Source organism: Williamsia deligens (genome assembly GCF_024171765.1).
GTDB lineage: Bacteria > Actinomycetota > Actinomycetes > Mycobacteriales > Mycobacteriaceae > Williamsia_A > Williamsia_A deligens.
In genome coordinates, this window is record NZ_JAMTCI010000001.1 from 2,851,618 (window position 1) to 2,878,173 (window position 26,556).

General features: G+C 69.9%; 28 protein-coding genes and 1 other RNA gene. 18 read left to right on the forward strand and 11 right to left on the reverse strand.

The features are described 5' to 3' along the window. Positions 1-47: 47 nt before the first annotated feature. Positions 48-2,432, forward strand: a complete 2,385-nt coding sequence (locus tag LX14_RS13095; RefSeq protein ID WP_253647612.1) for an enoyl-CoA hydratase-related protein — start codon at positions 48-50, stop codon at positions 2,430-2,432. Between the two features lie 52 nt (positions 2,433-2,484). Continuing rightward, complete coding sequence (locus LX14_RS13100; protein ID WP_253647613.1) at positions 2,485-3,864, forward strand: alpha/beta hydrolase; 1,380 nt, start codon at positions 2,485-2,487, stop codon at positions 3,862-3,864. A gap of 45 nt (positions 3,865-3,909) precedes the next feature. On the opposite strand, the gene LX14_RS13105 is transcribed toward LX14_RS13100, so the two are convergent. Then, positions 3,910-4,506, reverse strand: a complete 597-nt coding sequence (locus tag LX14_RS13105; protein WP_301283205.1) for a class I SAM-dependent methyltransferase — start codon at positions 4,504-4,506, stop codon at positions 3,910-3,912. A 61-nt stretch (positions 4,507-4,567) separates the two neighbouring features. Here LX14_RS13105 and LX14_RS13110 point away from each other — a divergent pair, with 61 nt between their 5' ends. Beyond that, positions 4,568-5,293: a glycoside hydrolase family 25 protein gene (locus tag LX14_RS13110; protein WP_372505331.1), complete on the forward strand. Its 726-nt coding sequence runs from the start codon at positions 4,568-4,570 to the stop codon at positions 5,291-5,293. A 21-nt stretch (positions 5,294-5,314) separates the two neighbouring features. Further along, positions 5,315-5,773, forward strand: a complete 459-nt coding sequence (locus tag LX14_RS13115) for a MaoC family dehydratase (RefSeq protein ID WP_253647615.1) — start codon at positions 5,315-5,317, stop codon at positions 5,771-5,773. Between the two features lie 34 nt (positions 5,774-5,807). Here the strand turns inward: LX14_RS13115 and LX14_RS13120 are convergent, their stop codons facing one another. The 3 genes from LX14_RS13120 to LX14_RS13130 form a co-directional block, all read right to left on the reverse strand. Next, positions 5,808-6,407, reverse strand: a complete 600-nt coding sequence (locus tag LX14_RS13120; RefSeq protein ID WP_253647616.1) for a TetR/AcrR family transcriptional regulator — start codon at positions 6,405-6,407, stop codon at positions 5,808-5,810. 197 nt (positions 6,408-6,604) lie between these two features. Next, positions 6,605-6,940 carry a transglycosylase family protein gene (locus LX14_RS13125; RefSeq protein WP_253647617.1) on the reverse strand — a complete coding sequence of 112 codons (336 nt, stop codon included), beginning with the start codon at positions 6,938-6,940 and terminating at the stop codon, positions 6,605-6,607. Positions 6,941-7,277: 337 nt separating this feature from the next. After that, the gene (locus tag LX14_RS13130) at positions 7,278-7,868 is read right to left on the reverse strand and encodes a TetR/AcrR family transcriptional regulator (RefSeq protein ID WP_253647618.1); all 591 of its coding nucleotides are present in this window, start codon (positions 7,866-7,868) and stop codon (positions 7,278-7,280) included. Between the two features lie 108 nt (positions 7,869-7,976). On the opposite strand from LX14_RS13130, the gene LX14_RS13135 reads away from it, so the two are divergent. Further along, on the forward strand, positions 7,977-9,407 hold the full coding sequence (locus LX14_RS13135) for an MFS transporter (protein ID WP_253647619.1): 1,431 nt from the start codon (positions 7,977-7,979) through the stop codon (positions 9,405-9,407). A gap of 93 nt (positions 9,408-9,500) precedes the next feature. Here LX14_RS13135 and LX14_RS13140 read toward each other — a convergent pair whose 3' ends face one another. Both LX14_RS13140 and LX14_RS13145 read right to left on the reverse strand, forming a co-directional pair. Beyond that, a complete protein-coding gene (locus LX14_RS13140; protein WP_253647620.1) occupies positions 9,501-10,718 on the reverse strand; it encodes an acyl-CoA dehydrogenase family protein in 1,218 nt (405 codons plus the stop codon). Positions 10,719-10,757: 39 nt separating this feature from the next. After that, a complete protein-coding gene (locus tag LX14_RS13145; RefSeq protein ID WP_253647621.1) occupies positions 10,758-12,125 on the reverse strand; it encodes an acyl-CoA dehydrogenase family protein in 1,368 nt (455 codons plus the stop codon). 184 nt (positions 12,126-12,309) lie between these two features. Here LX14_RS13145 and LX14_RS13150 point away from each other — a divergent pair, with 184 nt between their 5' ends. Together LX14_RS13150 and LX14_RS13155 are read left to right on the forward strand one after the other, a co-directional pair. Next, positions 12,310-12,717 (forward strand): TM2 domain-containing protein, encoded by a 408-nt coding sequence (locus LX14_RS13150; RefSeq protein WP_253647622.1) that lies wholly within the window; start codon positions 12,310-12,312, stop codon positions 12,715-12,717. Further along, positions 12,714-13,163, forward strand: coding sequence for a DUF2752 domain-containing protein (locus tag LX14_RS13155; RefSeq protein ID WP_253647623.1), 450 nt, complete (start codon positions 12,714-12,716; stop codon positions 13,161-13,163). Before LX14_RS13150 ends, LX14_RS13155 begins: the two co-directional genes overlap by 4 nt. Positions 13,164-13,167: 4 nt before the next feature. On the opposite strand, the gene LX14_RS13160 is transcribed toward LX14_RS13155, so the two are convergent. Continuing rightward, positions 13,168-13,827 (reverse strand): MBL fold metallo-hydrolase, encoded by a 660-nt coding sequence (locus LX14_RS13160; protein ID WP_253647624.1) that lies wholly within the window; start codon positions 13,825-13,827, stop codon positions 13,168-13,170. Between the two features lie 117 nt (positions 13,828-13,944). Beyond that, positions 13,945-14,730 carry a histidinol-phosphatase gene (hisN, locus tag LX14_RS13165; protein ID WP_253647625.1) on the reverse strand — a complete coding sequence of 262 codons (786 nt, stop codon included), beginning with the start codon at positions 14,728-14,730 and terminating at the stop codon, positions 13,945-13,947. Here hisN and LX14_RS13170 point away from each other — a divergent pair. The 6 genes from LX14_RS13170 to ftsX all read left to right on the forward strand — a co-directional run bounded on the left by LX14_RS13170 (position 14,729) and on the right by ftsX (position 19,507). After that, complete coding sequence (locus LX14_RS13170) at positions 14,729-15,175, forward strand: hypothetical protein (RefSeq protein WP_253647626.1); 447 nt, start codon at positions 14,729-14,731, stop codon at positions 15,173-15,175. The genes hisN and LX14_RS13170 overlap by 2 nt on opposite strands. A 58-nt stretch (positions 15,176-15,233) precedes the next feature. Then, positions 15,234-16,349, forward strand: a complete 1,116-nt coding sequence (gene prfB, locus LX14_RS13175; protein WP_253647627.1) for a peptide chain release factor 2 — start codon at positions 15,234-15,236, stop codon at positions 16,347-16,349. Between the two features lie 76 nt (positions 16,350-16,425). Then, the gene (locus LX14_RS13180; RefSeq protein WP_372505333.1) at positions 16,426-17,400 is read left to right on the forward strand and encodes a mechanosensitive ion channel family protein; all 975 of its coding nucleotides are present in this window, start codon (positions 16,426-16,428) and stop codon (positions 17,398-17,400) included. Further along, entirely contained in the window at positions 17,397-17,855 is a 459-nt protein-coding gene (locus LX14_RS13185; RefSeq protein WP_253647628.1) for an Rv3103c transmembrane domain-containing protein, read from the forward strand. Before LX14_RS13180 ends, LX14_RS13185 begins: the two co-directional genes overlap by 4 nt. A 60-nt stretch (positions 17,856-17,915) precedes the next feature. Next, positions 17,916-18,602 (forward strand): cell division ATP-binding protein FtsE, encoded by a 687-nt coding sequence (gene ftsE / locus LX14_RS13190; RefSeq protein ID WP_253647629.1) that lies wholly within the window; start codon positions 17,916-17,918, stop codon positions 18,600-18,602. Beyond that, positions 18,602-19,507 (forward strand): permease-like cell division protein FtsX, encoded by a 906-nt coding sequence (gene ftsX / locus LX14_RS13195; RefSeq protein WP_253647630.1) that lies wholly within the window; start codon positions 18,602-18,604, stop codon positions 19,505-19,507. The genes ftsE and ftsX overlap by 1 nt, the downstream gene beginning before the upstream one ends. Before the next feature lie 9 nt (positions 19,508-19,516). Here ftsX and LX14_RS13200 read toward each other — a convergent pair whose 3' ends face one another. After that, positions 19,517-20,047 carry a GNAT family N-acetyltransferase gene (locus LX14_RS13200; protein WP_253647631.1) on the reverse strand — a complete coding sequence of 177 codons (531 nt, stop codon included), beginning with the start codon at positions 20,045-20,047 and terminating at the stop codon, positions 19,517-19,519. Positions 20,048-20,156: 109 nt separating this feature from the next. On the opposite strand from LX14_RS13200, the gene smpB reads away from it, so the two are divergent. The 4 genes from smpB to LX14_RS13220 all read left to right on the forward strand — a co-directional run bounded on the left by smpB (position 20,157) and on the right by LX14_RS13220 (position 22,758). Further along, positions 20,157-20,630, forward strand: a complete 474-nt coding sequence (gene smpB, locus LX14_RS13205; protein WP_253648014.1) for an SsrA-binding protein SmpB — start codon at positions 20,157-20,159, stop codon at positions 20,628-20,630. Positions 20,631-20,744: 114 nt separating this feature from the next. After that, positions 20,745-21,112, forward strand: a transfer-messenger RNA (tmRNA) gene (gene ssrA, locus LX14_RS13210). 362 nt (positions 21,113-21,474) lie between these two features. Continuing rightward, a complete protein-coding gene (locus LX14_RS13215) occupies positions 21,475-21,804 on the forward strand; it encodes a hypothetical protein (protein ID WP_253647632.1) in 330 nt (109 codons plus the stop codon). 105 nt (positions 21,805-21,909) lie between these two features. Next, positions 21,910-22,758: an aldo/keto reductase gene (locus LX14_RS13220; RefSeq protein ID WP_253647633.1), complete on the forward strand. Its 849-nt coding sequence runs from the start codon at positions 21,910-21,912 to the stop codon at positions 22,756-22,758. 96 nt (positions 22,759-22,854) lie between these two features. Here the strand turns inward: LX14_RS13220 and LX14_RS13225 are convergent, their stop codons facing one another. Both LX14_RS13225 and LX14_RS13230 read right to left on the reverse strand, forming a co-directional pair. Beyond that, positions 22,855-24,183: an alpha/beta hydrolase gene (locus LX14_RS13225; RefSeq protein WP_253647634.1), complete on the reverse strand. Its 1,329-nt coding sequence runs from the start codon at positions 24,181-24,183 to the stop codon at positions 22,855-22,857. Then, positions 24,180-24,737 (reverse strand): alpha/beta hydrolase, encoded by a 558-nt coding sequence (locus tag LX14_RS13230; RefSeq protein ID WP_253648015.1) that lies wholly within the window; start codon positions 24,735-24,737, stop codon positions 24,180-24,182. The genes LX14_RS13225 and LX14_RS13230 overlap by 4 nt, the downstream gene beginning before the upstream one ends. 113 nt (positions 24,738-24,850) lie before the next feature. Here LX14_RS13230 and pgm point away from each other — a divergent pair, with 113 nt between their 5' ends. Next, a complete protein-coding gene (pgm, locus tag LX14_RS13235) occupies positions 24,851-26,500 on the forward strand; it encodes a phosphoglucomutase (alpha-D-glucose-1,6-bisphosphate-dependent) (protein ID WP_253647635.1) in 1,650 nt (549 codons plus the stop codon). The last annotated feature ends 56 nt before the right edge of the window (positions 26,501-26,556 follow it).

The following is a 26,556-nucleotide window of genomic DNA, read 5'->3' on the forward strand; positions in this document are numbered from 1 at the left end:
CCCCGCGAGAATTGACACGTGTTCTCGTTTCTGTCGATCATGAAGCGATGACCAGCGACGATCTCGACCCCCGCACCCCGGTCCTGGTCGGTGTGGGGGAGGCGTCGGAACGTATCGACGACCCCGACTACGCCGCGCGGTCGGAGGCGCAGATGGCCGCGGACGCGCTCACCGCGGCGCTCCAGGACACCGGCGCACAGCTCGCGCCCCTGATCGCGGCCATCGACGACGCGGCCATGACGCGGTCGTTCGAGGGCATGGGGTTCGCGACGCCCCTGGGCGCACCGACCAACTATCCGTGGGCGGTGTTGCGCCGCATCGGCGCCGAGCCGCGGCGCGTCGTCTACGACGCGCTCGGTGGCCAGACCCCCCAGTCCCTCGTCACCGAGATGTGCGGGCGCATCGCCGCGGGCGCCGCCGAGGTCGCGGTCGTCTTCGGCGCCGACGTCACCTCCACCACACGGCATCTGGCGAGCGACGCCACGCCCGCCGACGCGCGGCCGGACTTCACCGAGACCGTCGACGCCGGGCCGACCGAGGACCGCGGCCGCGGGACGCACCTGGTGAACACCCGCGACAACGTCCTGCACGGGCTCACCAACGCGCCGGCGCAGTACGGGATGCTGGAGAACGCGCGCCGCCACCGGCTCGGCCTCGATCGCGAGCGGTACATGCAGTCGATGGCGGAGCTGTTCGCCCCGTTCAGCGCCGTCGCCGCGGACAACCCGCACAGTGCGGCGCCCACGCAGCGATCCGTCGACGAACTGGCCACGCGGACTGAGCGCAACCGGCCGGTCGCGGACCCGTATCTGCGTTTCCTCGTCGCCCGCGACCAGATCAACCAGGGCGCGGCGTGCGTGATGACCTCCGTCGGCGCCGCCCGGCGTCTCGGCATCGACCCGGCGCGGTGGGTGTTCCTCCACGGACACGCCGATCTGCGTGAGCGTCCGCTGCTGGAGCGCCCGGATCTGTCCCGGGGCCCGGCCGCCGTCGCCGCGGTCCGCCACGCCCTCGAGCTCGCCGACGTGACGGTCGACGACGTGGACGCCTTCGACCTCTACAGCTGCTTCCCGGTCGCGGTGTGGACGGTCACCGACGCGTTCGGCCTGGCCGCCGACGACCCGCGGGGTCTCACGGTCACCGGCGGTCTCCCGTACTTCGGGGGTGCGGGCAGCAACTACTCGACCCACGCCATCGCCGGGATCGTCCGGCGCGCCCGCGCCACGCCCGGCAGCGTCGGACTCGTCGCCGCCAACGGCGGTCAGCTGAGCAAGTACTCGGTGGGCGTGTACTCGACGACCCCGCGGCCGTGGACACCGGACGAGAGCGCAGCCGTCCAGGACGCTCTCGACACCGTCGAGGGTCCCGCGACGGTCCGCCACGCGCATGGTCCGGCCACCGTCGAGACGTGGACGGTCCACCACGGGCGCCGCGGCGCTCGCGTGGCCACCTGCGTCTGCCGGGACCTCGCGGGCCGCCGTTTCCTGGCCACCGTGTGCGACGAGGACCACGCGCTGCTGGATCGACTGACCGGCGACGACGGCACCGACGATCCCGTCGGCACGACCGTGTACGCGCGCCACGTCCACCCCTGCAACCACGTCGCCACGTCGCGGGCGGCGATGGATCGGCTGCACCCGTCGACGATCCCGTCGCTCGACCGCACCTTCGAGCACGTCCGCGTCCGGCGGTCGGGACATGTGTGCGAGATCGAGCTGCACCGACCCGACGTCGGCAACGCGCTGTCGCAGGCGGCGCACGCCGAACTCGACGAGGTGGTGTCGGCGTTCCTCGCCGACACCGACCTGTGGGTGGCGATCGTCCACGGCGCCGGCGACGACTTCTGCGTCGGTGTCGACATGGATGAGGTGGGGTGGGGCTCCACGGCGGTCACCCCGCCCACCGGCGTCGCCGGGATCACGGCCCGCACCCTCGACAAGCCGATCATCGCCGCCGTCGCCGGTGCCGCCCACGACGCCGGTCTGGAACTGGTGCTGGCGTGCCATCTCGTCGTCGCCGCCCGGGACGCGACGTTCGCCCTGGGGCAGGTGTCCACCGGACTGATCGCCGAGGACGGGGGCCTCGTCCGGTTGCCGCGCATCGTGGGGGAACGCCTCGCCACCGAGATGACGATCGCGTCGCGGGTGCTCGACGCCGACGCGGCGCTGCGGGCAGGCCTGGTCAACCGCGTCGTCGGCGTCGGTGATCACCTGACGGCGGCGCGGGAGCTCGCCGAGTCCGTCGTCGAGAACTCGCCCTTCGCGGTCCGGCAGTCGCTGCGGTCGCGGTCGGCGGTCGCTGGGATCGCCGATCCGGTGGAGGCCACGCGCCGGCCCAGCACGGCTGTCGACGCCATGACGTTCTCGCAGGATCTGCTGCTCGGCATGGCCGCGCTGCGGGACGGCGACAAGCCGGTGTGGACGAACACGTAACGGTTCACGCCGCCGGACCGACGTCACGGGGAGTCCGTCGAAGGGAACACCCATGCCGCTCGCCGTCCCGGGATCACCGCAGTGGACCGTGCTGGAACCACCGACCGGGTCGAGGCGCGTGCATGTCCTGCGCGCCGTCGCCATCGCTGCTGTGCTGTCCCTCGCGGTCTTCGTCGCGACGGCGTACTTCTCGAACCAGAACCGGGCGCAGGCGCTCGTCGGACATCCCGAGGTACTGCGTGCCGGCTGCACCTGGGACGTCTCGGGCAACTTCGTGCAGAACTGCCCGGTGTACTCGCCGTCGCAGAAGAAGACGGTCATCGTCCAGATCCGCGCCTCCAACGACAGCACCCGCGGCGTCTATCTCCTCGACGGGATGCGGGCGAGTGACGCGCGGTCGGCGTGGACGACCGACGTGCAGGCGTCGAGGATCTACGACGGCTCCACCAACACCACGCTGGTCATGCCGGTCGGTGGGGCGTCGTCGTTCTACACCGACTGGAACGGTGGCGCGGGTGACAAGAACACCCCCATCAAGCAGGAGACGTTCCTGACCTCCGAGCTGCCGGCGTATCTGCAGCAGCAGTTCGGGGTGTCGCCGAACAACAACGCCATCGTCGGGCTGTCGATGTCGGCGGGCCCGGCGGTCACCCTCGCCGAGAAGCACCCCGAGCAGTTCAAGGTGGTGCAGGCGATGTCCGGGTACTACCAGACCGACAACCCGCTCGGCGCGCTCGGTGTGTTCGCCACCCAGACGATGGTGTCGAACTACACCAACGGCATCGTGAACATGTGGGGCCCTCCCGGCAGTGCCCAGTGGGCCGCGAACGACCCGTCGAAGAACCTCGCGAAGCTGAAGGAGAACGGCCAGGTGCTGGTCGTCTCGTCGGGCAACGCGTTCCTCAGCCCGACCGAGATGGCCAAGCTCGCACCACAGGACCGCATCTCGGCGATCCTGCTGGAGGCTCTCGCGGCTGTCTCGACGGTGCTGTTCCAGCTGCAGGCCGCCCAGCAGGGTGTCTCGGTGGTGTCGCTGCCGAACTTCGGCGGTCACACCTGGGAGAACTGGGGTCGCGGCCTCACCGAGGGTCGCGAGACCGTCGTCAACGCGCTGCGCTCGTCGCCGCCGGTCACGCAGAAGACGGTGGTGCTGCAGGCCGCACAGATCGGAGCCAGGACGACGACGTCGTCGAGCAGCTCGTCGTCGGCGGCCCCGACGGCCACCAGTTCCGCGTCGTCGGCCCCGGCCGCCGCCTCGTCGGCCGTGCAGGCACCGGCGACCACCACCGCGACGGTGCCCGGTTCCGTGGACGCCTCGGCACCGGGCAGCTCCGGCGTCGCGCCCTCGGAGTCGACCCCGTCGGCCTCGGATGCGTCACAGAGCGCGGACCCCTCGGACTCGTCCGTGGTGACCACCACGCCCGTTCGCTGACCCCGGACGTCCCCACCAGGGACCGGGAGGGCGGGGAGGAGCGGGTCAGGCCCGACGCCGCGCCACCACGACGACGTCGTGGCTGTGGTGCCCGCCGCCGCCCTTGCCGGAGTGCCGGCGGGCGCGCGTCTCGTGGGTGACGATCTCCCACGCTGCCGGATCGAGGAGCGCGGCGATGTCGGCCGGGGTGTGGATGTCGTCGACGGGGTAGGTCTCGTGACCCACCACGAGCAGGATCCCGCCCGGCTCGACGGCATCGAGGACCGCTGCCACCGCGGCCGCCCCTGCGGGCTTCTGGATCGGGAAGTACATCATCGAGACCAGGTCGAACGGTCCCGGCGGCACGCCGTCGGCGACGATGTCCGATCGCAGCCAGGTGATCGCGGCATCGCCCTCGACGGCGCGTGCGCGGTCGACGGCCACCTGCGAGATGTCGACGGCGGTCACGGTCCAGCCCCGCGCGGCGAGCCACCGGGCGTCGTCGCCCTCACCGCAGCCGAGATCGAGGGCGCGCCCCGGCGCCACCCCGGACACCTCGTCGACGAGGGTCCCGTTGGGGTCCCCGCTCCAGACGCGGTCGCTGTCGGCGTACTTGGCGTCCCAGTAACTCTGGTCCCACGGGGACTGCTCCGTCACGTGCATCTCCTGTGAATGGTCGGTAACACCTGTACCTCGGAACTCGCGAGCCCCTACTGTCACTGCCATGGTTGCTCCCCGCTGTCAACGACCCACACGGCGTGTCGCCGTCGCCGTTCTCGGGGTGGTCGCTGCCCTCGCGATGACGTGCAGTCCGGCGCAGGCGGAGACCGGCCCCGATGTGTCCTCCTGGCAGCACCCGGGCAACGCCCTCGTCGACTGGTTCGCCGTGAAGCGGTCGGGTCAGGACTTCGCCATGGTCAAGGCGACGGAGGGCCTGTCGTACGTGAACCCGTGGTTCGTCCCGGACTCCGTGGGCATGCGTCTCGCCGACGTCGCGCGCGGGACGTACCACTACGCCGACCCGTCGCTCCCGGCTGCGCCACAGGCAGCGCTGTTCGCGGCGGTCACGCTCGGTATCAACGGGTATGGGGACCTGCCGCCGGTGCTCGACCTCGAGAAGAGCGGGGGCCTGCCGCCGTCGGCGCTGATCGCCTGGACGCACCAGTACCTCGACACCGTGTCCGCCCTCACGGGGCGCACCCCGATCATCTACACCTATCCGGCGTTCTGGCGGACCGCCATGGCGAACACGACCCAGTTCACCCGCTATCCGCTGTGGATCGCCGACTTCACCGGCCGCTCCGCACCCGGCCCCCTGCCCGGCGGGTGGACGTCGTGGACGTTCTGGCAGTTCACCGATTCCGCGCTGATCCCCGGGGTGCCCGGACGGGTCGACAAGAACGTGTACAGCAGGGCGCAGGGGCCGTTGGGTCCGTACGCCCGCAAGTGAGTCGTGACGTACGTTTCACCCATGCGCGTCTTCACATCGTCAGCAGACATCCTCGCGGCCGCCGGAGAGGAACTCGGGTCGAGCGAGTGGCTCACCATCACCCAGGAGAGGGTGAACCAGTTCGCCGAGGCCACCGGTGATCATCAGTGGATCCACGTCGACGTGGAGCGCGCGACGGCCGAGAGCCCGTTCGGCGGGCCGATCGCACACGGGTACCTGACGCTGTCGCTGGTGCCGATGCTCGCGTGGCAGGTCTACACGATCGAGAACGCGAAACTGGCCGTCAACTACGGCTCGAACAAGGTGCGCTTCCCCGCGCCGGTCCTCGTGGGATCCGACGTGCAGCTCACCGCGACGCTCTCGTCGGCGAAGGAACTCCCCGACGGCACCACCGAGATGGTGGTCACGCAGGCGATCACGGTGCGCGACGCCGCGAAGCCCTCACTGGTGGCCGAGACCATCACGCGCGTCGCGTTCTGACGGCCGGGATGGCGCGCGGCGCCTCGGCGGGTCGTCAGACCGAGGTCGTCGCCAGCATCCAGATGACGGCGGACGCGTCGTCGGCCAGGGTGCACGGCGTGCCCTTCGCCGCGCTCTGCAGGGCGAGTCCGTCGGCGTAGGTGAGCACACGGCTCACACGGGCGGGCACGTCGTCGGCGGGGAGACCCGCGGCGGTGAACGCATGGGTCAGCAGCCGGCGGTAGGCGTCGAGCACGCGCTCGGAGACGGCCGCGACCTCGGTGCTGCGGGCGGCCTCGGTGTAGGTCTCGAGCTGGGCGAGCATCCAGGTGGTCTCGCAGTAGAAGGTGCCCATCTCGGCGAAGACGTCGCGCATGATGTCGCGGCCCGACTTGCCCTCGTACGCACTGCGGTCGATCGCCTTGTCGCAGTGGTCGGAGACCGTGTCGGCGAAACGGCTCAGCGCGGCGATGAGCAACGCGTCGCGGTCGGCGAAGTGATACGTCGTCGACCCCAGCGACAGCCCGGCCGCACCGGCGACCTCACGCAGGGTGATCGCGTGCAGGCCGCGGTCGCCGATCAGTCGTAGCGTCGCGTCCAGCAGGACATCTCGCCCGGTTCCCCGCGCGACTGTCGCGCGGCGTGTGTTCTCCACGGTTTCCACCCTCTCCCGCCGTCCGTCCAGGAGCGCGGTCGTGATTGACAATATCTACCGTACGTAAACCAACTGCGTTCCGACACGGAAAACTTTCAGGTGCACACATTGTGCCTGACAGATGACCGAACCCGGCACCGCCGTGCGGTGCCGGGTTCGGACGGACGGGCGTCCCGACGTGTCGCCGGGACAGCGGGTCAGCTGTAGAGGTTCGACCCGCACACCGGCCACGCGCCGATGCCCTGCGACGCCAGGACGTTCTCCGCGACGCGGATCTGCTCCTCGCGGCTCGCGGCGGCCGGGGTACCGGTGCCGCCGTTGGCCTGCCAGGTGCTCTGCGTGAACTGCAGGCCGCCCGAGAAGCCGTTGCCGGTGTCGATGGCCCAGTTGCCACCGCTCTCGCACTGGGCGACGGCGTCCCAGTTGTGGCCGCCCTCGGCGTGTGCGGTGCCCGCCAGGACGCCCAGCGGGGCGGCGGCGAGGACGCCGGTCATGCCGGCGCGCAGTGCGAGCTTCTTCAGTGTGGTGCTCATGTGAGTACCTCCATGCCGTCTCGAACGCCTCTTCGGCGCCCCCGACCGGCTTGTGTGTCTCTCCCGTCCACCGTGTCGCGGACGGTCGTCGCAACCGTGTCGTCCGGGTGGTCACCCGGGTCGGTCGCGAACCGTCGGCGACACTACGAACCGACACATGGGGTAGTCACATCGGCGAACGCGGTGATCACGAACAGATCACGGCTGGATCACGGCGTCTGAAAGTGGTGTTGTCGCAGCGCACTACGGCGTGTCGTGATCACGAGCAAGGCGAACGACGTGACCGCCGGCGTGACAGGGGACACGTGGTTTCTGTGGCCCCGGACACGTCCGCGGACTAGGTCCGCGGGGGGCGCAGACCGTCGACGACCACCGCCACCATCGTCGCGGTCACGGCCGGGTCGTCCCCGGGCGCCGCGGTCATCGACAGCCCGCCGATGAGGCGGGACACGGTCTCGGGGTCGACGTCGTCGCGGATCCGACCCGCCGCGCGACCGGCGTCGAGGATGCGCCCGATCATCTCCCGCGTCGCCCCGCGCACGTCACGGAAGACGGGGGCGTCGGCGCCGAGCTGGGCGAGGATGACCTCTTTCATGCCGCGCTTTGCCGCCGCGGTCCGGAGGTACTCACCGAGCAGGGCCGCGAGCGCCTCGTCGGGCGGGAGGGTCTCGGCGAACCGGTGACCCGCGTCCACGATCTCCTGGCTCTGGGCGCGGTAGGCCTCCTCCACGAGGGCCTCGCGGCTGGCGAAGTTCCGGTAGAGGGTGCCGATCCCGACCCCGGCGGTCTCGGCCACGCGTTCCAGCGCCACGTCGATCCCGTCGGAGGCGAAGAGTTCCCGGGCGGCGGTCACGATGCGCGCGCGGTTGCGGACGGCGTCGGCGCGGGGTGCGCGACGGGTCTGCACATCGGCGTCCGGCGTGGTCACGGCACCGCACCTCCGATCGGTTGCGAAGCGGAGGAAGCCTCCGTATCGTATCCGGAGGAAGCTTCCGTTTCTCGGTCCGAGTCTACCCGTCCATCTCTGGGAGACCTCATGTCGTTTCGTCCCTCCTCGTCCCTGGTGCTCGCCGCAGTGCTGGGATGCCAACTCATGGTGGTGGTCGACGCCACCATCGTGAACGTCGCACTGCCCGACATAGAACGCGCACTGGGCTTCTCGTCCGCCTCTCTGTCGTGGGTCCTCAACGCGTACACACTCTCCTTCGGCGGCCTGCTGCTGCTCGGCGCCCGCATGGGCGACATCCTCGGGCGCCGCAGGACCTTCCTGACCGGTGTCGCCGTGTTCGCCGTCGCGTCGGCAGCCGGCGGCGTCGCCACCGACGGCGCGGTGTTGCTCGCCGCCCGCGCGGTGCAGGGGGTCGGCGCGGCCGTCGCCGCACCCGCAGCGCTCGCCCTGCTCATGACCCGGTTCCCGCAGCCGGCGGATCGGGCCCGCGCGCTCGGGCTGTTCACCGCGGTCTCCCTCGGCGGCTTCTCGATCGGTCTGGTCGTCGGCGGGATGCTGGTCCAGTGGTTGACGTGGCGGTGGGTCATGTTCGTGAACGTGCCCATCGGTGTCGCGGTGCTCGTGGCCGGTGCGATCGCGCTGCCGGCCACCGCGAGGGAGCGCCGTCCCTTCGACCTCGCCGGCGCGGTGCTGTCCACCGGTGGCGTCGGCGCCCTGGTCTTCGGACTGGTCCGGGCCGCGGAAGCGGGGTGGTCGGCGCCGTCGACCCTGGCGCCCATCGTCGTCGGTGTCATCGCCCTGGGCGGCTTCGTCGTCGCCGAAAGGCATGCTGCGCAACCGATCACGCCGCTGCGGATCTTCGCCGACCTCGGCCGGTCGTCCGCCTACGCCGGACGTCTGCTCATGGTCGCCGGGTTCATGGGCATGATGTTCTTCCTGACCCAGTTCATGCAGGACGTCCTCGGCTTCGGTGCGCTGACCACCGGTCTGGCCTACCTCCCGATGACGATGGCGACCCTGACCGCGACGCAGCTGTCCGCCCGGTGGGCCTCGTCGCGGATCGGGCCACGCCCGTTGCTGATGGTGGGGTTCGCGCTCGCCGCGGCCGGTACGGGATGGCTCACCACGATCGGCCCGTCGTCCGGCTACGCCGACTTCGTCGGTGCGATGGTCCTCGTCGGATTCGGTGGGGGACTTGCGTTCTTCTCCCTGACGACGGCCGCCCTGCGCGACGTCCACCCCGAGGACGCCGGAGCCGCGTCGGGCATGGTGAGCGCCGTCCAGCAGCTCGGCGGCGCGCTCGGTCTCGCCGTCCTCGTGTCGGTCTTCGGCGCAGCCACCGCAGGCGCCACCGGATCCGCCGCAGACGTCTTCACCGCCGGGGTGCGGGCCACCTTCTGGGTGTCCACCGGCCTGTTGCTCGCCGGGATGGCGCTGATGGCAATCACGCAGCCGGCGCGCACCGCGCCCGTCCCGACCGCGGACGTGCCACCGGAGGACGCCCTCTCGGCAGCCTGACACGACGACGACGACGGCGGCGGACCCGAACACCCCCCGAAAGGGTCCGGGCCCGCCGCCGTCGTCGTGCGAGCGCTCAGTACAGCGCGTCGATCACTTCAGCTCGGCGCTCGTCTTGTTCAGCACGCGACGCGCGATCACCAGGTTCTGGATCTGCTGGGTGCCCTCGAAGATGTCGAGGATCTTCGAGTCGCGGGCCCACTTCTCCAGCAGCAGGTGCTCGGAGTAGCCGAGAGTGCCTGCCATCTCGACCGCGCGGGTGGTCACGTCGACGACGGTGCGTCCGGCCTTGGCCTTCGACATCGACGCCTCCTTGGAGTTCGGCTCCTTGTTGTCGGCCATCCACGCGGCGCGCAGCATCAACAGGTAGGCGGCCTCGAAGTCGGACTCGAGACGGATGAACTCCGCGGCGGCGGCGTGCTGGCTCTGCGCGGGCTTGTCGTAGTCGATCTCGACACCGGCCTCCTCCAGCAGACGACGGATCTCCTCCAGCGCAGCACGAGTCACGCCGACGGCCATCGCGGCCACCATCGGACGCGTGTTGTCGAACGTCTGCATGACGCCGCCGAAGCCCTTCTTGGTGTCCACCTCGGGCGACCCCAGCAGGTTCTCCTTGGGGATCCGGCAGTTCTCGAAGCGGATCGCCGCGGTGTCGGACACCTTGATGCCGAGCTTGTGCTCGAGGCGCTCGACGGTGACGCCCGGGTGCTCGCGGGGGACGACGAAGCTCTTGATGGCGGCGCGTCCGGCGCTCTTGTCGACGGTCGCCCACACCACGATGTGGGTGGCCCGCGAGCCGGCGGTCACGTAGATCTTCTCGCCGTTGATGACGTACTCGTCGCCGTCGAGCACGGCGGTGGTCGAGACCGCCGCCGAGTCGGAACCGAACCCGGGCTCGGTGATGGCCATGGCGGCCCACACCTTGCCGAAGCTCTTGAGCTGCTCGTCGGTGGCGACCGCGGAGATGGCGGCGTTGCCGAGGCCCTGGAAGGGCATGCTCAGCACGAGACCCACGTCGCCCCAGGACGTCTCGAGGACGTTGAGGCAGGCCTGCATGTTGCCGCCGTTGGCGACGGCGCCCGCGGGCAGTTCCTTCTGCGGCTGCTTGCGACCGCCGTCGGCACCCGCGCCGGCCTGCCCGGCCTCCGACAGCCCGTCGTACAGGCTGGCGAGCGTGTCGAGCTCGACCGGGTAGTCGTGCTCACGCTGGTCGTACTTGCGCGAGACGGGACGGAAGATGTTGGACGCCGCCTGGTGTGCCTGGTCGACGGTGACCAGGAGCTTCTTGGGGAGCTCGAGGTTGATGGCCATGATGTCTCTCTTTTCGAGGAAGGAGTGGTGTGCGGAGGGTCAGAGGACGACGATGCCCTCGCCGATGCTGGCGGCACGCAGGTCGCGGTACCAGCGCTCGACGGGATGCTCCTTGGTGAAGCCGTGTCCACCGAGCAGCTGCACGCCGTCGGAACCGATCTGCATGCCCTTGTCGGACACGAGCTTCCGGGCGAGAGCGGCCTCACGGGCGAACGACAGACCCTGCTCGGCACGCGAGGTGCCGCGCTGGGTGACCAGACGCAGGCCGTCGAGTTCGGTCGCCATCACGGCGACGGGGAACGCGACACCCTGACGGTTCGAGACGGGCTCGCCGAACGCGACGCGATCGTTGACGTAGGGCACCACGTAGTCGAGGACGGCCTGCGAGGTGCCGACCGCGAGCGACGCCCAGCCCAGGCGGGACAGACGCACGACGTCGCGGTAGGCGGCGAACGCGGCGTCGCCCTCCTCCTCGCCGAGGAGTCCGGACTTGGGGACGCGCACGTTGTTCAGCAGCAGGCGACCCATCCCGGCGGCGCGCACGCCCATGCCGGGGTCGGCCTCGACGATGAGGCCCTCGGAGTCGGACTCGACGATGAACAGCGCCGGGCGACCGTCGAGCACGGCGCCGACGACGAACAGCTCCGACGACCCGGCCGCGGGGGCGAAGGACTTCACGCCGTCGAGCTTGTAGCCGCTCGGGGTGCGGGTCGCGCGGGTCTGCAGCGAGAACGCGTCGAACAGTGCACGCGGCTCCGCGATGACCACGGCGGACTGCGGGACCTGCTCGCCGGCGTAGTCCGGCAGGTAGGTCTTCTGCTGGGCGTCACTGCCGAACTGGGTGAGCGTCGACGCGACGCCGCTCGGGGCCAGCAGCGGGAGCGCGAGGCCCATGTCGCCGTAGGCCAGTGCCTCGGCGACGAGCCCGTTGGTGACCACGCCGCGCTCGGAGGCGGCCCCGTCGAACTCCTCGGGGACGTTGATGGTCGTGATGCCGAGCTCGGCGAAGCGGGTCAGCAGCTCGGCCGGGGCGACGGCGGCCTCGTCGGCGTCGTGGGCTGCCGGGCGCACGATCTCCTCGGCGAACTCCTTGGCCGTGTCGGCGATCATCTGCTGCTCGTCGTCGGCCCGGAGGTTGAAGTAGTCCTTGCCCGCGGTGCTCAGACGCTTGGGCTGCCCGCCACCCTGCACCGACTTGAAGGCGCGGCTCGCGGCGCCGAGGGTCTGGAAGCCGGACTTGGTTCCCTGGAACGCCACGCGGTTGATCGGCTCACGCAGGCCGAGACGCTCGGCCAGGTCCGATCCGGTGATCGTGCTGAGCACGCGCATGGCGACGCCGATGGCGTTCTGCTTGGGTGCGGCCTTGCCCACCGCGGACGTGTCGCGGGGCTCGGTGTGAGTGGACATGTGTCACCTAACGGTTCGGTGTGGGGTTGTCGGGCTGGGCGGGTGCCGGTGCACCCGTGATCTTACTGATCGGTAAGTTCTATCTTACCGAGTGGTAAGGACGATGTCACCCCCCAGGTGGACGCAGTGTCCAACACCCGTTGTCCGGCCCCATGACCTGGTCCGATCGCCTAATCTCACCGCCATGACATTCCCCCCGATGGACAAGCAGGGCCCGCCGGCGGGGCCGCAGAACGACACGTTCTACGCCGCCGTGATGGGGCAGGAGTGGGGCCCGATGGGCTACCACGATCTGGCCGGGTTGGTCCGGTCCGGTCAGGTCCGCGCCGAGACCCAGGTGCGGACCGCCACGAGCACCTGGTTCCCGGTCACGCAGGTGCCCGGCCTGTTCTCCGACAAGGACTGGCTGACCACCGTGATCATCTCGTTCTTCCTCGGCGGCCTGGGCATCGACCGTTTCTGGCTCGGCTACACCGGCCTCGGGATCCTCAAGCTCATCACCTGCGGCGGGTTCGGCGTGTGGGCGCTGATCGACTTCATCCTGATCCTGCTGCGCAAGGTCCCCGACTCGAACGGTGTGCCCCTGCGGTGACCACCGCCGAGACGCGATCCGCGCCGCGTGGATCGGTGCGGACGACCGCTCTCGCCGCGGCGGTCGGGGCCGGGGCGGTCGTGGCGGCGGCCGTGATCCCGACGAGCGTCGTGGGAAACGGGCCGGTCCTGTGCCCGTTCCGGCTCGTGACCGGACTGCCGTGCCCGGGGTGTGGTCTGACGCGGAGCTGGGTGGCCGTCGCGCACGGTGATGTCGCGTCGGCGTTCTCCGACAACGCCTTCGGGCCGATCAGCTTCACCGCCGTCGTGGCGATGACCGTCGCGGCCGCGGTGCTGGCACTCGTGGCGCCGGCCCGGATCGGCGTCCTCGCCGCCGTCGCGCGCAGTCGTGTGGTCTACTCCGTAGCCGCGGTGTGGGTGGTCTACGGCATCGTGCGCGCGGTCGACGCGGCCGCCGGGATCGGCTGGTTCCCTGCCGTCACCTGATCGCTCAGACCTCGAGCGCGTTCTCCTTGTCGAGCGTGCGCCAGTCGGTGTCGGACCCCTTCAGTCCCTCCAGCATCGACAGGTACGCGCCCCGACCGCCGTCGGACAGGACGGCCTCGTGGATCGGGAATGCAGCGCGCGGTCCGACGGCCCGCAGGAAGTCGGCGCCCTCGCTCAGCTTCATCCACGGTGCGGCGGTGGGGATCGCGAGGACGTCGATGTGCTCCTCGGGGACGAACAACGCGTCGCCCGGGTGCATGAGCTTGCCGGGGGTCGCGTCGTCACCGAGCAGGTAGGCGACGTTGTCGATCTGGGGGATGTCCGGGTGGATGATCGCGTGCTTGCCGCCGCGGATCCGCGCGGTGACCGAGCCGATCGCGAACTCGTCGCCCGGTTGCGCCGCCGTCCACGTCCCGGCCACGTCGTCACCGTTGAGCTGCTCGGTGGTCTGCGGGTCGGCGTAGAGGACGGCGTCGGGGTTGGCGGCGACGAGGTCGGGGAGGCGGTCGACGTCGACGTGGTCGAAGTGCTGATGCGTGATCAGGATGGCGTCGAGTCCGGTGATCCCGGCGAAACCGTCGGAGAAGACACCCGGGTCGAACAGGACTGTGGTGCCGTCGATCTCGACGAGGATGCAGGAGTGGCCGAAGTGTGTGACGCGCATGATCCGAGCCTAGTCACGGACCACCCGCCGGGGGAGCGGTCGGCGATCCGCGGCGAACACGCGAACCCGCGCCGTGCTCGACGCGGGTTCGCGTGACGGGCGCGGGTCGATCCCGGATCAGGCGCGCAGCGCCTCCAGGACCCCGGCGTGGAGGTGCCCGTTGGTGGCGACAGCGCTCCCGCCGTGTGGTCCGGGTGTCCCGTCGAGTGCGGTGAACTGCCCGCCCGCCTCGCGGACGAGGACATCGACCGCCGCGAGGTCCCACAGCGACACCTCCGGCTCGACGGCGATGTCGACCGCGCCCTCGGCTACGAGGCAGTAGTGGAAGAAGTCGCCGTAGCCGCGGACGCGCCACACGGCGTCGGTGAGATCGAGGAACCGCTCCCGCAGCCCGCGCTCGGCCCAACCACTCAGACTCGCGAACGACAGGCTCGCCGACGACACCTGCGCGACACCCGACACCGCGATCGGGCGCGCCACGCCGTCGATCCCGCGGGCGTGGGCGCCCTCACCGGCACCGGCCCACCATCGACGTCGCAGAGCCGGCGCCGACACGACACCGACCGTCGGCGTGCCGTCGACGACGAGCGAGATGAGCGTCGCCCACACCGGCACGCCGCGGACGAAGTTCTTGGTGCCGTCGATCGGGTCGATGACCCACTGACGTCCCTGCAGGACCGCATCGCCGCCGAACTCCTCGCCCAGGACGGCATCGTCGGGACGTTGCGCGCCGAGCACGTCACGCAGGCGTCGCTCGGTCTCGAGGTCGGCGTCGGAGACCGGGGTGAGATCGGGTTTGTCGTCGACGCGGAGGTCGATCGCACCGAACCTCGGGAGGGTCAGGGAGTCGGCCAGGTCCGCCAGCTCCAGTGCGAGCCGCAGGTCATCCGAGGTCGAAGGCATGCCCGGTACGGTAGAAGACACGCTGATCCGGGCGTGCGAGAGGAGGTCCGCGGTGCTCTCCATCGCGTTCACGATCATGTTCGCCGCCCTGCTGGTGGTTCTCGTCCTGCAGTGGCAGCGCGGTCGCCGCGCAGGTGGCGGCGCGGCCGCGGGCGGCGGCGGTCTGTTCGGGGGCGGGACAGCCGGCTTCGTCGAGGGCACGCTCACCGTCACCGGTGTGTCCGACCCCGCGGAGCAGGGCGACAAGAACGGCGACATGTTCTGCACCGTCTCGGGCACCATCATCGGCCCCGACACCGCGCCGACCGACGTCTACGGGCATCTCGTGCTCGGTGCCGACAACCCGTGGCCGAAGATCGGCACCGACATCCCCGTCGTCTACAGGCCGGGCAAGGCCGAGACCAGCTGGCGCTTCGGATCACTGCAGGTCCCGCCGGCGGCGTGACCCGCGCGACCCCGCCACAGGACGGACACGGCGGGCGGAACCAGTAGCCTGGTCCACCGTGCAGCCTGACGTCGCGACCGACATCGAGAACCTCGACACCACCCTGACCACGGTGGAGAAGGTCATCGACCTCGAGGAGCTCCGTCGACGCATCGACGAGCTCGAGCACGAGGCGGCCGACCCCGAGCTCTGGAACGACCAGGACAACGCGCAGAAGGTGACCAGCGAGCTGTCCCATGCGCAGACCGAGTTCCGGCGCGTGACCGAGCTCCGCAGCCGTCTCGACGACCTGCCCGTCCTCTACGAGCTCGCCGAGGACGAGGAGGGTGACGCCCAGACCGCCGGCATCGCCGACGCCGACGCCGAGCGCGCCTCGCTCCGCGCCGACATCGAGGCGATGGAGGTCAAGACGATGCTCGCGGGTGAGTACGACCAGCGTGACGCGCTGGTCAACATCCGCTCGGGCGCGGGCGGCGTCGACGCCGCCGACTGGGCGGAGATGCTCATGCGCATGTACATCCGCTGGGCGGAGAAGCACCAGTACGGCGTCGAGGTCTACGACACCTCCTACGCCGAGGAGGCGGGCCTGAAGTCGGCGACCTTCGCGGTGAAGGCCCCCTACATGTACGGCACCCTCTCGGTCGAGATGGGCACCCACCGCCTCGTCCGGATCAGCCCGTTCGACAACCAGGGCCGCCGCCAGACGTCGTTCGCCGAGGTGGAGGTCCTGCCCGTCGTGGAGACCACCGACCACATCGACATCGACGAGAACGACCTGCGGGTCGACGTGTACCGCTCGTCGGGTCCCGGCGGGCAGTCGGTCAACACGACCGACTCGGCCGTGCGTCTGACCCACATCCCGACCGGCATCGTCGTCACCTGTCAGAACGAGAAGAGCCAGCTGCAGAACAAGGTCGCGGCGATGAAGGTGCTGCAGGCCAAGCTGCTGGAGGTCAAGCGCAAGGAGGAGCGCGCCGAGATGGACGCCCTCAAGGGCGACGGTGGTTCCAGCTGGGGCAACCAGATGCGCTCCTACGTGCTGCACCCGTATCAGATGGTGAAGGACCTGCGGACCGAGTACGAGGTCAACAACCCGTCGGCCGTGCTCGACGGCGACATCGACGGCTTCATCGAGTCGGGCATCCGCTGGCGGATGGCCACGGCCCAGAGCTGACCGACGGCCCAGAACTGACCAACGGCCCAGAAACCGATGGCCGAGAACTGATCCACACCGAACCGAGAGGAGACCCGTGCACGACGTCCTGTTCCTCGCGGTCGGATCCCCGCCCGGCACCGACCGACTGATCCGCGCGCTGTCGCTGCAGGGTCTGCAGATCGTCCTGTTCGTCCTGGGTGCGCTGATCCTGACCCGCTTCATCCAGTGGGTGACGTCACGCATCACGACCCGCATCGACCGCAGCTTCCAGGAGAACGACGAGCTCGTGCGGTCGGAGACCGCCAAGCACCGTCACTCCCTGGCGCAGGTGATCGCCTGGGTGGCGATCGTGATCGTCTACATCATCGCGGCGTTCAACATCATCAAGGCGCTGGGCGTCCCGATCACCGGCTTCGTCGCACCCGCGACCGTCCTCGGTGCCGCACTCGGTTTCGGTGCCCAGCGCGTGGTGCAGGACCTGCTCGCCGGGTTCTTCATCATCACCGAGAAGCAGTACGGCTTCGGTGACGTCGTCGAGCTCGCGGTGGTCGGGTCCACCGAGACCGCCAAGGGCACCGTCGAGGACGTCACCCTGCGCATCACCAAGATCCGCTCGTCCGACGGCGAGGTGATCACGGTCCCGAACGGCCAGATCGTCAAGGCGATCAACCTGTCCAAGGACTGGGCCCGCTCCGTCGTCGACATCCCGTTGCCCGTCGGTGCGGACATGGGCCGGGTGAACGACCTGCTCAGCACGGTGGGGCAGCAGACCTTCGCCGACCCGCGGATGCGGCCCCTGCTCCTCGACGAGCCGTCGTCGATGGGTGTCACCGACGTCGAACTCGACAACCTCACCGTCCGCATGGTCGCGCGCACCCTGCCGGGCAAGCAGTTCGAGGTCAGCCGAGACCTGCGCGCCCGCATCGTCCGCTCGTTCGGTCGCGCCGGCATCGCGCTCGCGCAGGGCGAGCGGATCGAGACCGGGGCGATGACCCCGTCCGGGGTGGGTGAGGCCCGTACCGACCCCGACCGCACCTCCGACCCCGAGACCTCGAGGCAGACCTCATGAGCCGCGACGAGAACCCGACCGGAACAGAGCACACCCCCGACGCCGAGCCGAAGCGCTCGTGGTGGGCGCGCATCCCGCGACACCTGTTCGGCGGTCGCGTCCGCACCACGACCGCGGTGATGGTCCTGCTGTTCGTCGGGCTGCTGGCCCTCTACGGACAACGGGTCGACCACTACGCGTCCGTGGACGCCGAGAAGGCCGCGACCAGCGTCGTTCCCCGCACGACGCCGAGCACCACCGAGGAGTACGTCCCCGAGACCACGTACTCGTCGACGCGACGCTCGACCTCCACGACGCCGTCGGTCACCTCGACGGAACCGACGACCACCGGCACCGAACCGGGCACCGGTCAGACCGAGACCGCTCCGACGACGACCACCGGCGGGCTGCAGTTCCCCACCATCCCTGGCCTGCAGTTCCCCGGTCAGACACCCACCACCGCGCCCGCCCGGTGACGCGCGCGGGCGGCGTCGGGGTCCCGGGGGCCCGGTCCCGCCGTGGCTACACTGGCCGCCGTGATCAGCCTCGACAACGTCACGATGAAGTACAAGAACTCGGGGAGACCGGCGCTGCAGGGGCTGTCGTTGGAGGTCGAGAAGGGTGAGTTCGCCTTTCTGATCGGCCCCTCCGGGTCGGGCAAGTCGACGTTCTTCCGCCTTCTGCTGAAGGAGGACAAGCCCACCGCCGGCGACATCCACGTGGGTCAGTTCCACGTCACGAAGTTGCCAAGCCGCCGTGTACCGCTCCTGCGGCAGTCCATCGGATGCGTGTTCCAGGACTTCCGGCTGCTGCAGCAGAAGTCCGTCGCCGACAACGTCGCGTTCGCCCTCGAGGTGATCGGAAAGCCCCGGACCACGATCGAGAAGGTGGTGCCCGAGGTGCTCGAGTACGTCGGGCTCGCCGGCAAGGCCGATCGCATGCCGACGGAGCTGTCGGGCGGCGAGATGCAGCGCGTCGCGATCGCCCGCGCCATCGCGAACCGGCCGCTGCTGCTGCTGGCCGACGAGCCGACCGGCAACCTCGACCCGACCACCAGTGAGGAGATCGTGGACGTGCTCGACCGCGTCAACCGGCGGGGGACCACCGTCGTGATGGCCACCCACGACCGCCACATCGTCGACGCCATGCGGCGCCGGGTCCTCGAGTTCGACCTCGGGCGACTCGTCCGCGACGACCAGCGCGGCGTCTACGGGGTCGGCTGATGCGCGCGAGTTTCATCGTCAGCGAGGTCCTCAACGGTCTCCGACGCAACATCACCATGTTCGCCGCGATGGTGCTGACCACGGCCATCACGCTGGCGATGTTCGGTGGCGGGTTGCTGGTGGTGCAGATGGCCGACAAGAGCCGCGACATCTTCCTCGACCGCGTCGAGATGCAGTTCTTCGTCTCCGACCAGGTGGCCGACGCCGATCCGGAGTGCCGGGCCGACCCGTGTGCCGCGCTGCGCACCCGCATCGAGAAGACCGACGGGGTGGAGTCGGTGCAGTACATCGACCGCGCGGCGGCCTTCCGGGACGCGAAGACGAAGACGTTCGCCAATGATCCCGACCTGGCCTCGATGATCCGCGAGAACACCCTGCCCGCGTCGTTCAAGGTCCGGGTCTCCGACGCGAACCGGTTCGGGCCCGTGCTCGACGAGTTCCGCACCGCCCCGGGCATCGACGGTGTGCTCGACCAGCGGGAGCTGGTGAAACGCATCTTCAGCGTCCTCGACGGTGCCCGCAACGCCGCGTTCACCGTCGCCCTCGTCCTCGCGTTCGCGGCCGTCCTGCTCATCGCGAACACGGTGCAGATCGCCGCGTACACGCGGCGTACCGAGGTCGGCATCATGCGTCTGGTGGGTGCGACGCGCTGGTACACCCAGCTGCCGTTCCTGTTGGAGGCGGTCGTGTCCGCGGTGATCGGCTCGGTGATCGCCATCGCGGGGCTGTTCGCGGCGAAGGTGCTGTTCTTCGACCGCGCGCTCGGTGACCTCTACGGGGTGAACATCCTCGCGCGGATCACCATGGGCGACGTGGTCTTCGTCTCGCCGTGGCTGCTGCTGGCGGGGCTCGGCCTCGCGACCGTCACCGGCTACGCGACCCTGCGGTTCTACGTGCGGATCTGACCGGGTCCGTCAGGCACGACCGTCGTCGAGCGGCCGCTCGAACAGCACGATCCGCATGTCGCGACCGAACTGCGCGGGTAGATCCGCCTCGCGCAGCACGGTGAAACCCAGCGACCGGTAGTAGTCGACCATCGTCGTGTTGTGCGCCGCGGTGTCCAGGCGCAGGAGGTCGTACCCGGCCGCTGTTGTCGCGTCGGCGGCCCACTCGATCAGCGCCCGCCCCCACCCGTGGCCGGCGTGGTCGCGGCGGACCATCAGCCCGTGCACGTACCCGGCAGGCGCGTCGTCGTCGCCCCAGAAGTCCGGGTCCGACCACGACAGCCGCACGCACGCGACCACCTCGCCGTCGAGCTCGGCGACATGCCATTCACCCCGACGCGCCCCGTCGGCGACCTGCGGGACGGTGATCTCGCCCTCCTGCCACTGGTTCACGCCGGTCGCGGCGAGCCAGCGCGCCAGCCCGTCGCGGAGGTCGACGATCGCGGCCGCGTCGTCCGGGGTGGCGACGCGCGGCGGGGGGAGCGGGAGACGGTCGGGCACGCACCGGATGCTAAAGGATTCGCCGGTGCGGTCCGGCGCTGCGTAGGCTGGACCGTCGACCCGGGGACGACCCCGGAGTCGAGATCGCGACAGGAGGAGGTGCACCGTGGTGAAGGAGAAGGGCCGCAAGGCCATCGCGACCAACCGCAAGGCGCGCCACCTCTACACGATCCTCGACGTCTACGAGGCGGGCATCGCGCTGGTGGGCACCGAGGTGAAGGCGCTGCGCGACGGCAAGGCGTCCCTCGTCGACGCCTTCGCCACCATCGACGACGGCGAGGTGTGGCTGCGAGGCCTGCACATCGGCGAGTACGGCAGCGGCAGCTGGACCAACCACGCCCCGCGGCGCAACCGGAAGCTGTTGATGCACCGCAAGGAGATCGACGGGCTCATCGGCGTCATGCAGACGCAGAACGTGACGCTGGTGCCGCTGTCGATGTACTTCAGCGACGGCAAGGTGAAGGTCGAGCTGGCCCTCGCCCGCGGCAAGCAGGCGCACGACAAGCGCCGCGACATCGCCGAGCGCGACGCCCGCCGTGACGTGATCCGCGAGATCGGTCGCCGGGTCAAGGGGATGGGCTGACACCCACGCAGGATCGGCGCCGGGAGCAGACTGAGCCGCGAAACGGGAATGATCTCTCGGTCGTCGCTTGTTAGACTGTCTTGCCTGCCGCGTCAGCGCGGTGGGTCCTACAACGGGGCTGAACGGTTTCGACTGCGTGCGTCGATGTAGGGGAAGCGTGCCGGTGCAGGCTAGAGACCACCGTAAGCGTCATAGCAACCAATTAAGCGCCGATTCCAATCAGCGCGACTTCGCACTCGCCGCCTGAGCGAGTGTGAGTCTGTCGGCCCGGGTGTGCTCCCGCCCCGGGTACCGGCATCATCAAGGGGGCTCACCGTCCGGCTCGGTCGCGGAGTCGGACGGGACAACCAACAGCGACTGGGATCGTCATCCTGGCTCGTCCGTGTGACCAGGAGATCCGAGTAGAGGCATAGCGGACTGCGCACGGAGAAGCCCTGCTGACACGACGAAGGACCCGGGTTCGATTCCCGGCAGCTCCACCCCAGAGCCGCCCACCTGCACCAGTGCAGGTGGGCGGCTCTCGTCGTAGGGGCATGTCGTGCGAACGCACGTATCCCCGTCGGCGCCGTTACGGCGGTCACGGCAAACACAACGAACCGGTCACGCGAATCCGTTTGCCGAACAAAGGGTCACCCGATGCGCCGTGTCGCCGCAGTCCTTCCGCTCGCCGCCGCCATGGTGGCGCTCACCGGGTGCTCGTCCTCGGACGACTCCGCCGACGGCGTCGCCTCGAGCAGTGCGTCTGCATCCGGGTCGGTGACGTCATCGGAGCCGACTCCGACGGAACCAGTGCAGGCGGATGTTCCCACCGGGGGAGCCGGACCGGCAGCGGTTGACACCGGTCGTGCCACCCGCCACAGCGACGGCGACCGTCACCGAGGAGCAGTCCGCCCCGGCCGCCGACGTCGACTGCGCGCTGGCGACCCCCGCTGCGCTGCTGGAGGCGGTGCAGCCCACCGAGATCTACGGGCGCATGGCGAAACCGGTGTCGTTCAGCGACATCCGGTGCGCCGGTCCGTTCGCCACGGGGCGTTCCGCGCCGCCGGAGACCCAGCCGGCTCGTGTGCTGTTCCGGTACGACGGCGGACGGTGGGTCGCGCTCGACCTCGGCTCGGCGATCGACTATCAGCGGTGGGGGGCGACGCAGGACGAGGCGTCGCGACTCGCGGGATAGGCGAGCCGACCCTGCCGGGTGTGGAATGCCACCCCCGGCGGGTCGTGTTGGACCTACCCGTGGGCCCGAGAGTCGGGCCGAGCGATCGACGCAGGAGGACGCCTCATGGCAACTGTCCCGAACCTGACCCTCAACGACGGCCGCAGCATCCCGCAGCTGGGATTCGGTGTGTTCCAGATCGAGCCCGAGGACACCGCGAAGGCCACGCGCCTCGCGCTGGAGACCGGCTACCGGCACATCGACACCGCCGAGATGTACAACAACGAGCGCGAGGTCGGGCAGGGCATCCGGGACAGTGGCATCGCCCGCGACGACATCTGGGTCACCACCAAGCTCAACAACGGCTTCCACCGACCCGACGACGCGCGCAAGGCGTTCGACGAGAGCCTCGAGAAGCTCGGGCTCGACCATGTGGACCTGTTCCTCATCCACTGGCCGCTGCCCACCCGGTACGACGGTGACTACGTGTCGACGTGGCAAACGCTGATCGAGTTCCAGAAGGAGGGGCGCGCCACGTCCATCGGCGTGTCCAACTTCCAGCCCGACCACCTCGACCGGCTCGCGAAGGAGACCGACGTGGTGCCGGCCGTGAACCAGATCGAGGTGCACCCGTACTTCGCCAACGGCACCGCACGCGCCTACGGCAAGGACCACGGCATCGCGACCGAGGCGTGGTCGCCGATCGCCCAGGGCAAGGTGCTCGACGACGCCGCGATCTCCGAGATCGCCGAGCGCGTCGGCAAGTCGACCGCGCAGGTGGTGCTGCGTTGGCACATCCAGCACGACAACATCGTGTTCCCGAAGTCGGTGACCGAAAGCCGCGTCAAGGACAACTTCGACATCTTCGACTTCGAACTCACCGCCGACGACGTCGCGACGCTCGACGGCCTCGACAAGGGTGAGGACGGCCGCACCGGCCCGAACCCCGACACGTTCGACTACATCCCCGACTGACCCATCCCGGACTGATCTGTGCCGGACTGATCTGTCCCGGACCCGGACCGGACACACCCGGTCCGGTCCGAGCAGTCGGACTCTTCGACGACCCCGTCAGATGACGGGGTCGTCGATGCGTTCGTGGAGCCAGGCGATGACCTGACCCCAGGCCTGCGCGCCGAACGACCATGTGTGCGTGCCGGCCTCGTACCGCTCGGTGGTCGTGATCCCCTCGAGACGCGCCACCTGCGCGAGCTTCGTCGCCGCGGTGATCTGCGGTGAGTGGAGCGTGCCGTCGCGCCCGCGACGTCCCTCGGAGACGAACCACCCCGCGACATCCCGGTACGGGCCGTGGCGCAGCATCACCGTCGTGGGATCGAAGCGGTTCCATGCCTCCTCGTCGTTGCCGAACAAGGTCTTGATGGTCGTCTGCTTGTCGCCGGTGTTCGGTCCGATGTCGCCGGAGATGTCGACGAAGGTCGCGAAGTCGTCGGGATGGCGGGCCACCAGGTCGATCGCGCAGGTGCCACCCATCGACCACCCCACGACCGCCCAGTTCCGTGCCGCGGGGGAGGCGCCGAAACGCTGGACGACGTAGGGGCGCACCTCGTCGACGAGGTGGGTGTCGACGTTGCCGCGGGGGCCGTCCACGCACTCGGTGTCGGTGGTGAGATTCCCCGAGGGGTCCGGCAGCACGAGAATCGGTGCGACACCGCGATGGTCGCGCGCGTAGGCGTCGACCGTCTGCAACGCGTCACCGCTGCGCACCCAGTCCTCGGGTGTGTTGATGACGCCGCCGATCATCATCACCGCCGGCAGACGCGGTGGCTGTGCGCCGGTGAACCAGGCGGGGGGCAGGTAGACGTACTCGGTACGCGCCCGGAACCCGCTGCGGCCGTGCGGCACATCGATCGCGACGATGCGGCCCTCCTTCGCCGCGGACGTCGAGTTGCGGAACGTGTTCAGTCGATCGAGCGTCGTCTCGCGGGGCAGTGGCTCGTCGGAGATGCCGGCCCACGCACGGGTGAAGGTGGGGTAGTAGCCCGACCACTGGTTCAGGCTCAGCGCCAGACAGAACACGCTCAGCAGCACGGCGACAGCGGTGACGCCGTTCTGCCACCAGCGGGCGGTACGCACCCCGACGATCGCCGCGACGAGCAGGCCGACCGCGACGACTATCCACGTCCAGAACGCAGCGGGCGCCGATCCCGGTTCGAGTCCGCGGGCGTCGAGCACGCCGAACACGGTGACCGCGGCGATGGCCCCGGCGAGCGCTCCGATCGGCAGCCAGATGACACCCCACCGCTTGGATCGCCGGATCACCGCGGCAAGCACCAGCAGCGCGGTGATCACCGAGATCGCGATCGGGAACCAGCCGTGCAGCAGGCGGACGTCGAACAGTGATCCGCCGGTGTGGGGGACGTAGGTCCAGCCCGGGTTCACGACGAGACCGCCCGCGAGACGAAGGACAACGCCTCGCGCTGCCACCACCCGACGTGGTCGAGCATGGCGTGCCCACCGTCGGGGACGGGGATGTAGGTCGCGTCCTGTCCGCGGGAGCGCAGCTCGTCGATGCCTTTCGCCGTCCGGGACGCGTAGGTGCGGGTGTCCGCTGTCCCGTGCATCGCCACCACCCGCACCCCGGGACGGATGTGACGCCAGTCGGCGTGCTGCCACCAGGGCGCGAGCGCCAGGAGCCCGTGGACACGCGGGTCCGCGGCGAGGTGCGCGGCGACGCGCCCGCCCATCGAGTGTCCGACGAGGTGCACGGGCACACCCGGCGCCGCCGCGGTCGCACGGTCGAGGGCGTCCCACGCCTGCCGCAGCGGGCTCGCCTCGTCACCGTTCCAGCCGTAGAGGGCGTAGGAGACCTGGCGAACGTGGACGCGGAGCGGATGGCGCAGGGCGATGCTCGCGGTGAAGGGATACATGCGCAGCGCCGACGGTGAACGCCAGGAGAACGGCTCCCGACTCGTGTCGGTCCCACCGGGGAGCATCAGGACGACGGCGGACGGTGAGTGAGAGATCACAACATTCCTTCCGCATGTCCTGGGCTCATGGTGGCCGGGTGACGAGACTAATGGTCGTCCGATTTGGCAGAATCCCACCGGTGGCGCACGCACGGGCCGGACTACCGGCACTCCCCGAGGATCTCGTCGACCTCACGGCCCTCGAAGATGCGTACTACTCCACAGTCCCCGATCCCGACGACCCCGTCCAGCAGGTCGTGTTCGGCACATCGGGCCACCGCGGATCCAGCCTCGACGGCGCCTTCACCGAGTCCCACATCATCGCGACCACGGCCGCGATCGTCGAACATCGGCGGGCCGCGGGCATCACCGGACCGCTCTTCATCGGTTTCGACACCCACGCCCTGTCCCGACCGGCCTGGCGCACCGCCATCGAGGTCCTCGTCGCGGCGGGGGTGACCGTGGCCATCGACGAACTCGAGCGTCACACCCCGACACCCGCTGTCAGCCATGCGATCCTGGTCCACAACGCCTCCGACGCCGGCCGGACGGCCCGGGCCGACGGCATCGTCGTGACGCCGTCGCACAACCCGCCGCGCGACGGTGGCTTCAAGTACAACCCGCCCGACGGCGGACCCGCCGGCTCCGACATCACCGCCGCGGTCGCGACGCGGGCCAACGAGTTGCTGCGGTCCGGTGTGGGGTCGGTCGCGCGGGTGCCGTTCGAGCGGGCCGTCGCCGACGAGCTGGTGATCCGCTACCCGTTCAGCACCACCTACGTCGACAGCCTGTCGTCGGTGGTCGACATGGAGGCCATCCGCTCGGCCGGGGTGCGCATCGGCGCCGACCCGCTCGGCGGGGCGTCGGTGGGCTACTGGGCCGAGATCGGCTTCATGTACAGCCTGTCGCAGCTGACCGTCGTCAACCCGACCGTCGACCCGCAGTTCGGGTTCATGACTCTCGACACCGACGGCAAGATCCGGATGGACTGCTCGTCGCCGAACGCGATGGCCTCGCTCATCGCCGCCCGGGACTCCTACGACATCGCGACCGGCAACGACGCCGACGCCGACCGGCACGGCATCGTCACCCCCGACGCCGGGCTGATGAACCCCAACCACTTCCTTGCGGTCGCGATCGACTACCTGTTCACCCATCGACCGGGGTGGGGGGAATCCGCATCGGTCGGCAAGACGCTGGTGAGCTCGTCGATCATCGATCGGGTCGTCGGCGCCCTGGGCCGACGCCTCGTCGAGGTACCGGTCGGCTTCAAGTGGTTCGTGCCCGGCCTGCTCTCCGGCGAGATCGCGTTCGGCGGCGAGGAGAGCGCCGGGGCGTCGTTCCTGCAGCGGGACGGCTCGGTGTGGTCCACCGACAAGGACGGCATCATCATGGCGCTGCTCGCGTCGGAGATCCTGGCCGTGACGGGCCGGTCGCCGTCGCAGCACTACGCCGACCTCGTCGAGCGATTCGGTGACCCCACCTACGCGCGGCGGGACGCACCGGCGACACGGGAGCAGAAGGCGGTGCTGGCGGGACTCTCGGCGTCGTCGGTCTCCGCGACGACGCTCGCGGGCGAGCCGATCACCGCCGTGCTGACGGAGGCCCCGGGCAACGGGGCGCCGATCGGCGGTCTCAAGGTCGTCACCGACAACGCGTGGTTCGCGGCCCGCCCGTCGGGCACCGAAAACCTCTACAAGATCTACGCCGAGTCGATGAACGGCCCGGAGCATCTCGCACAGGTCCAGGACGAGGCACAGGCACTGGTCGACGGCGTCCTCGCCGACTGATCCGCGGTCGAACGACCCTCAGGACGTTCTCAGCATGCCGGGGTTACCGTATCGGG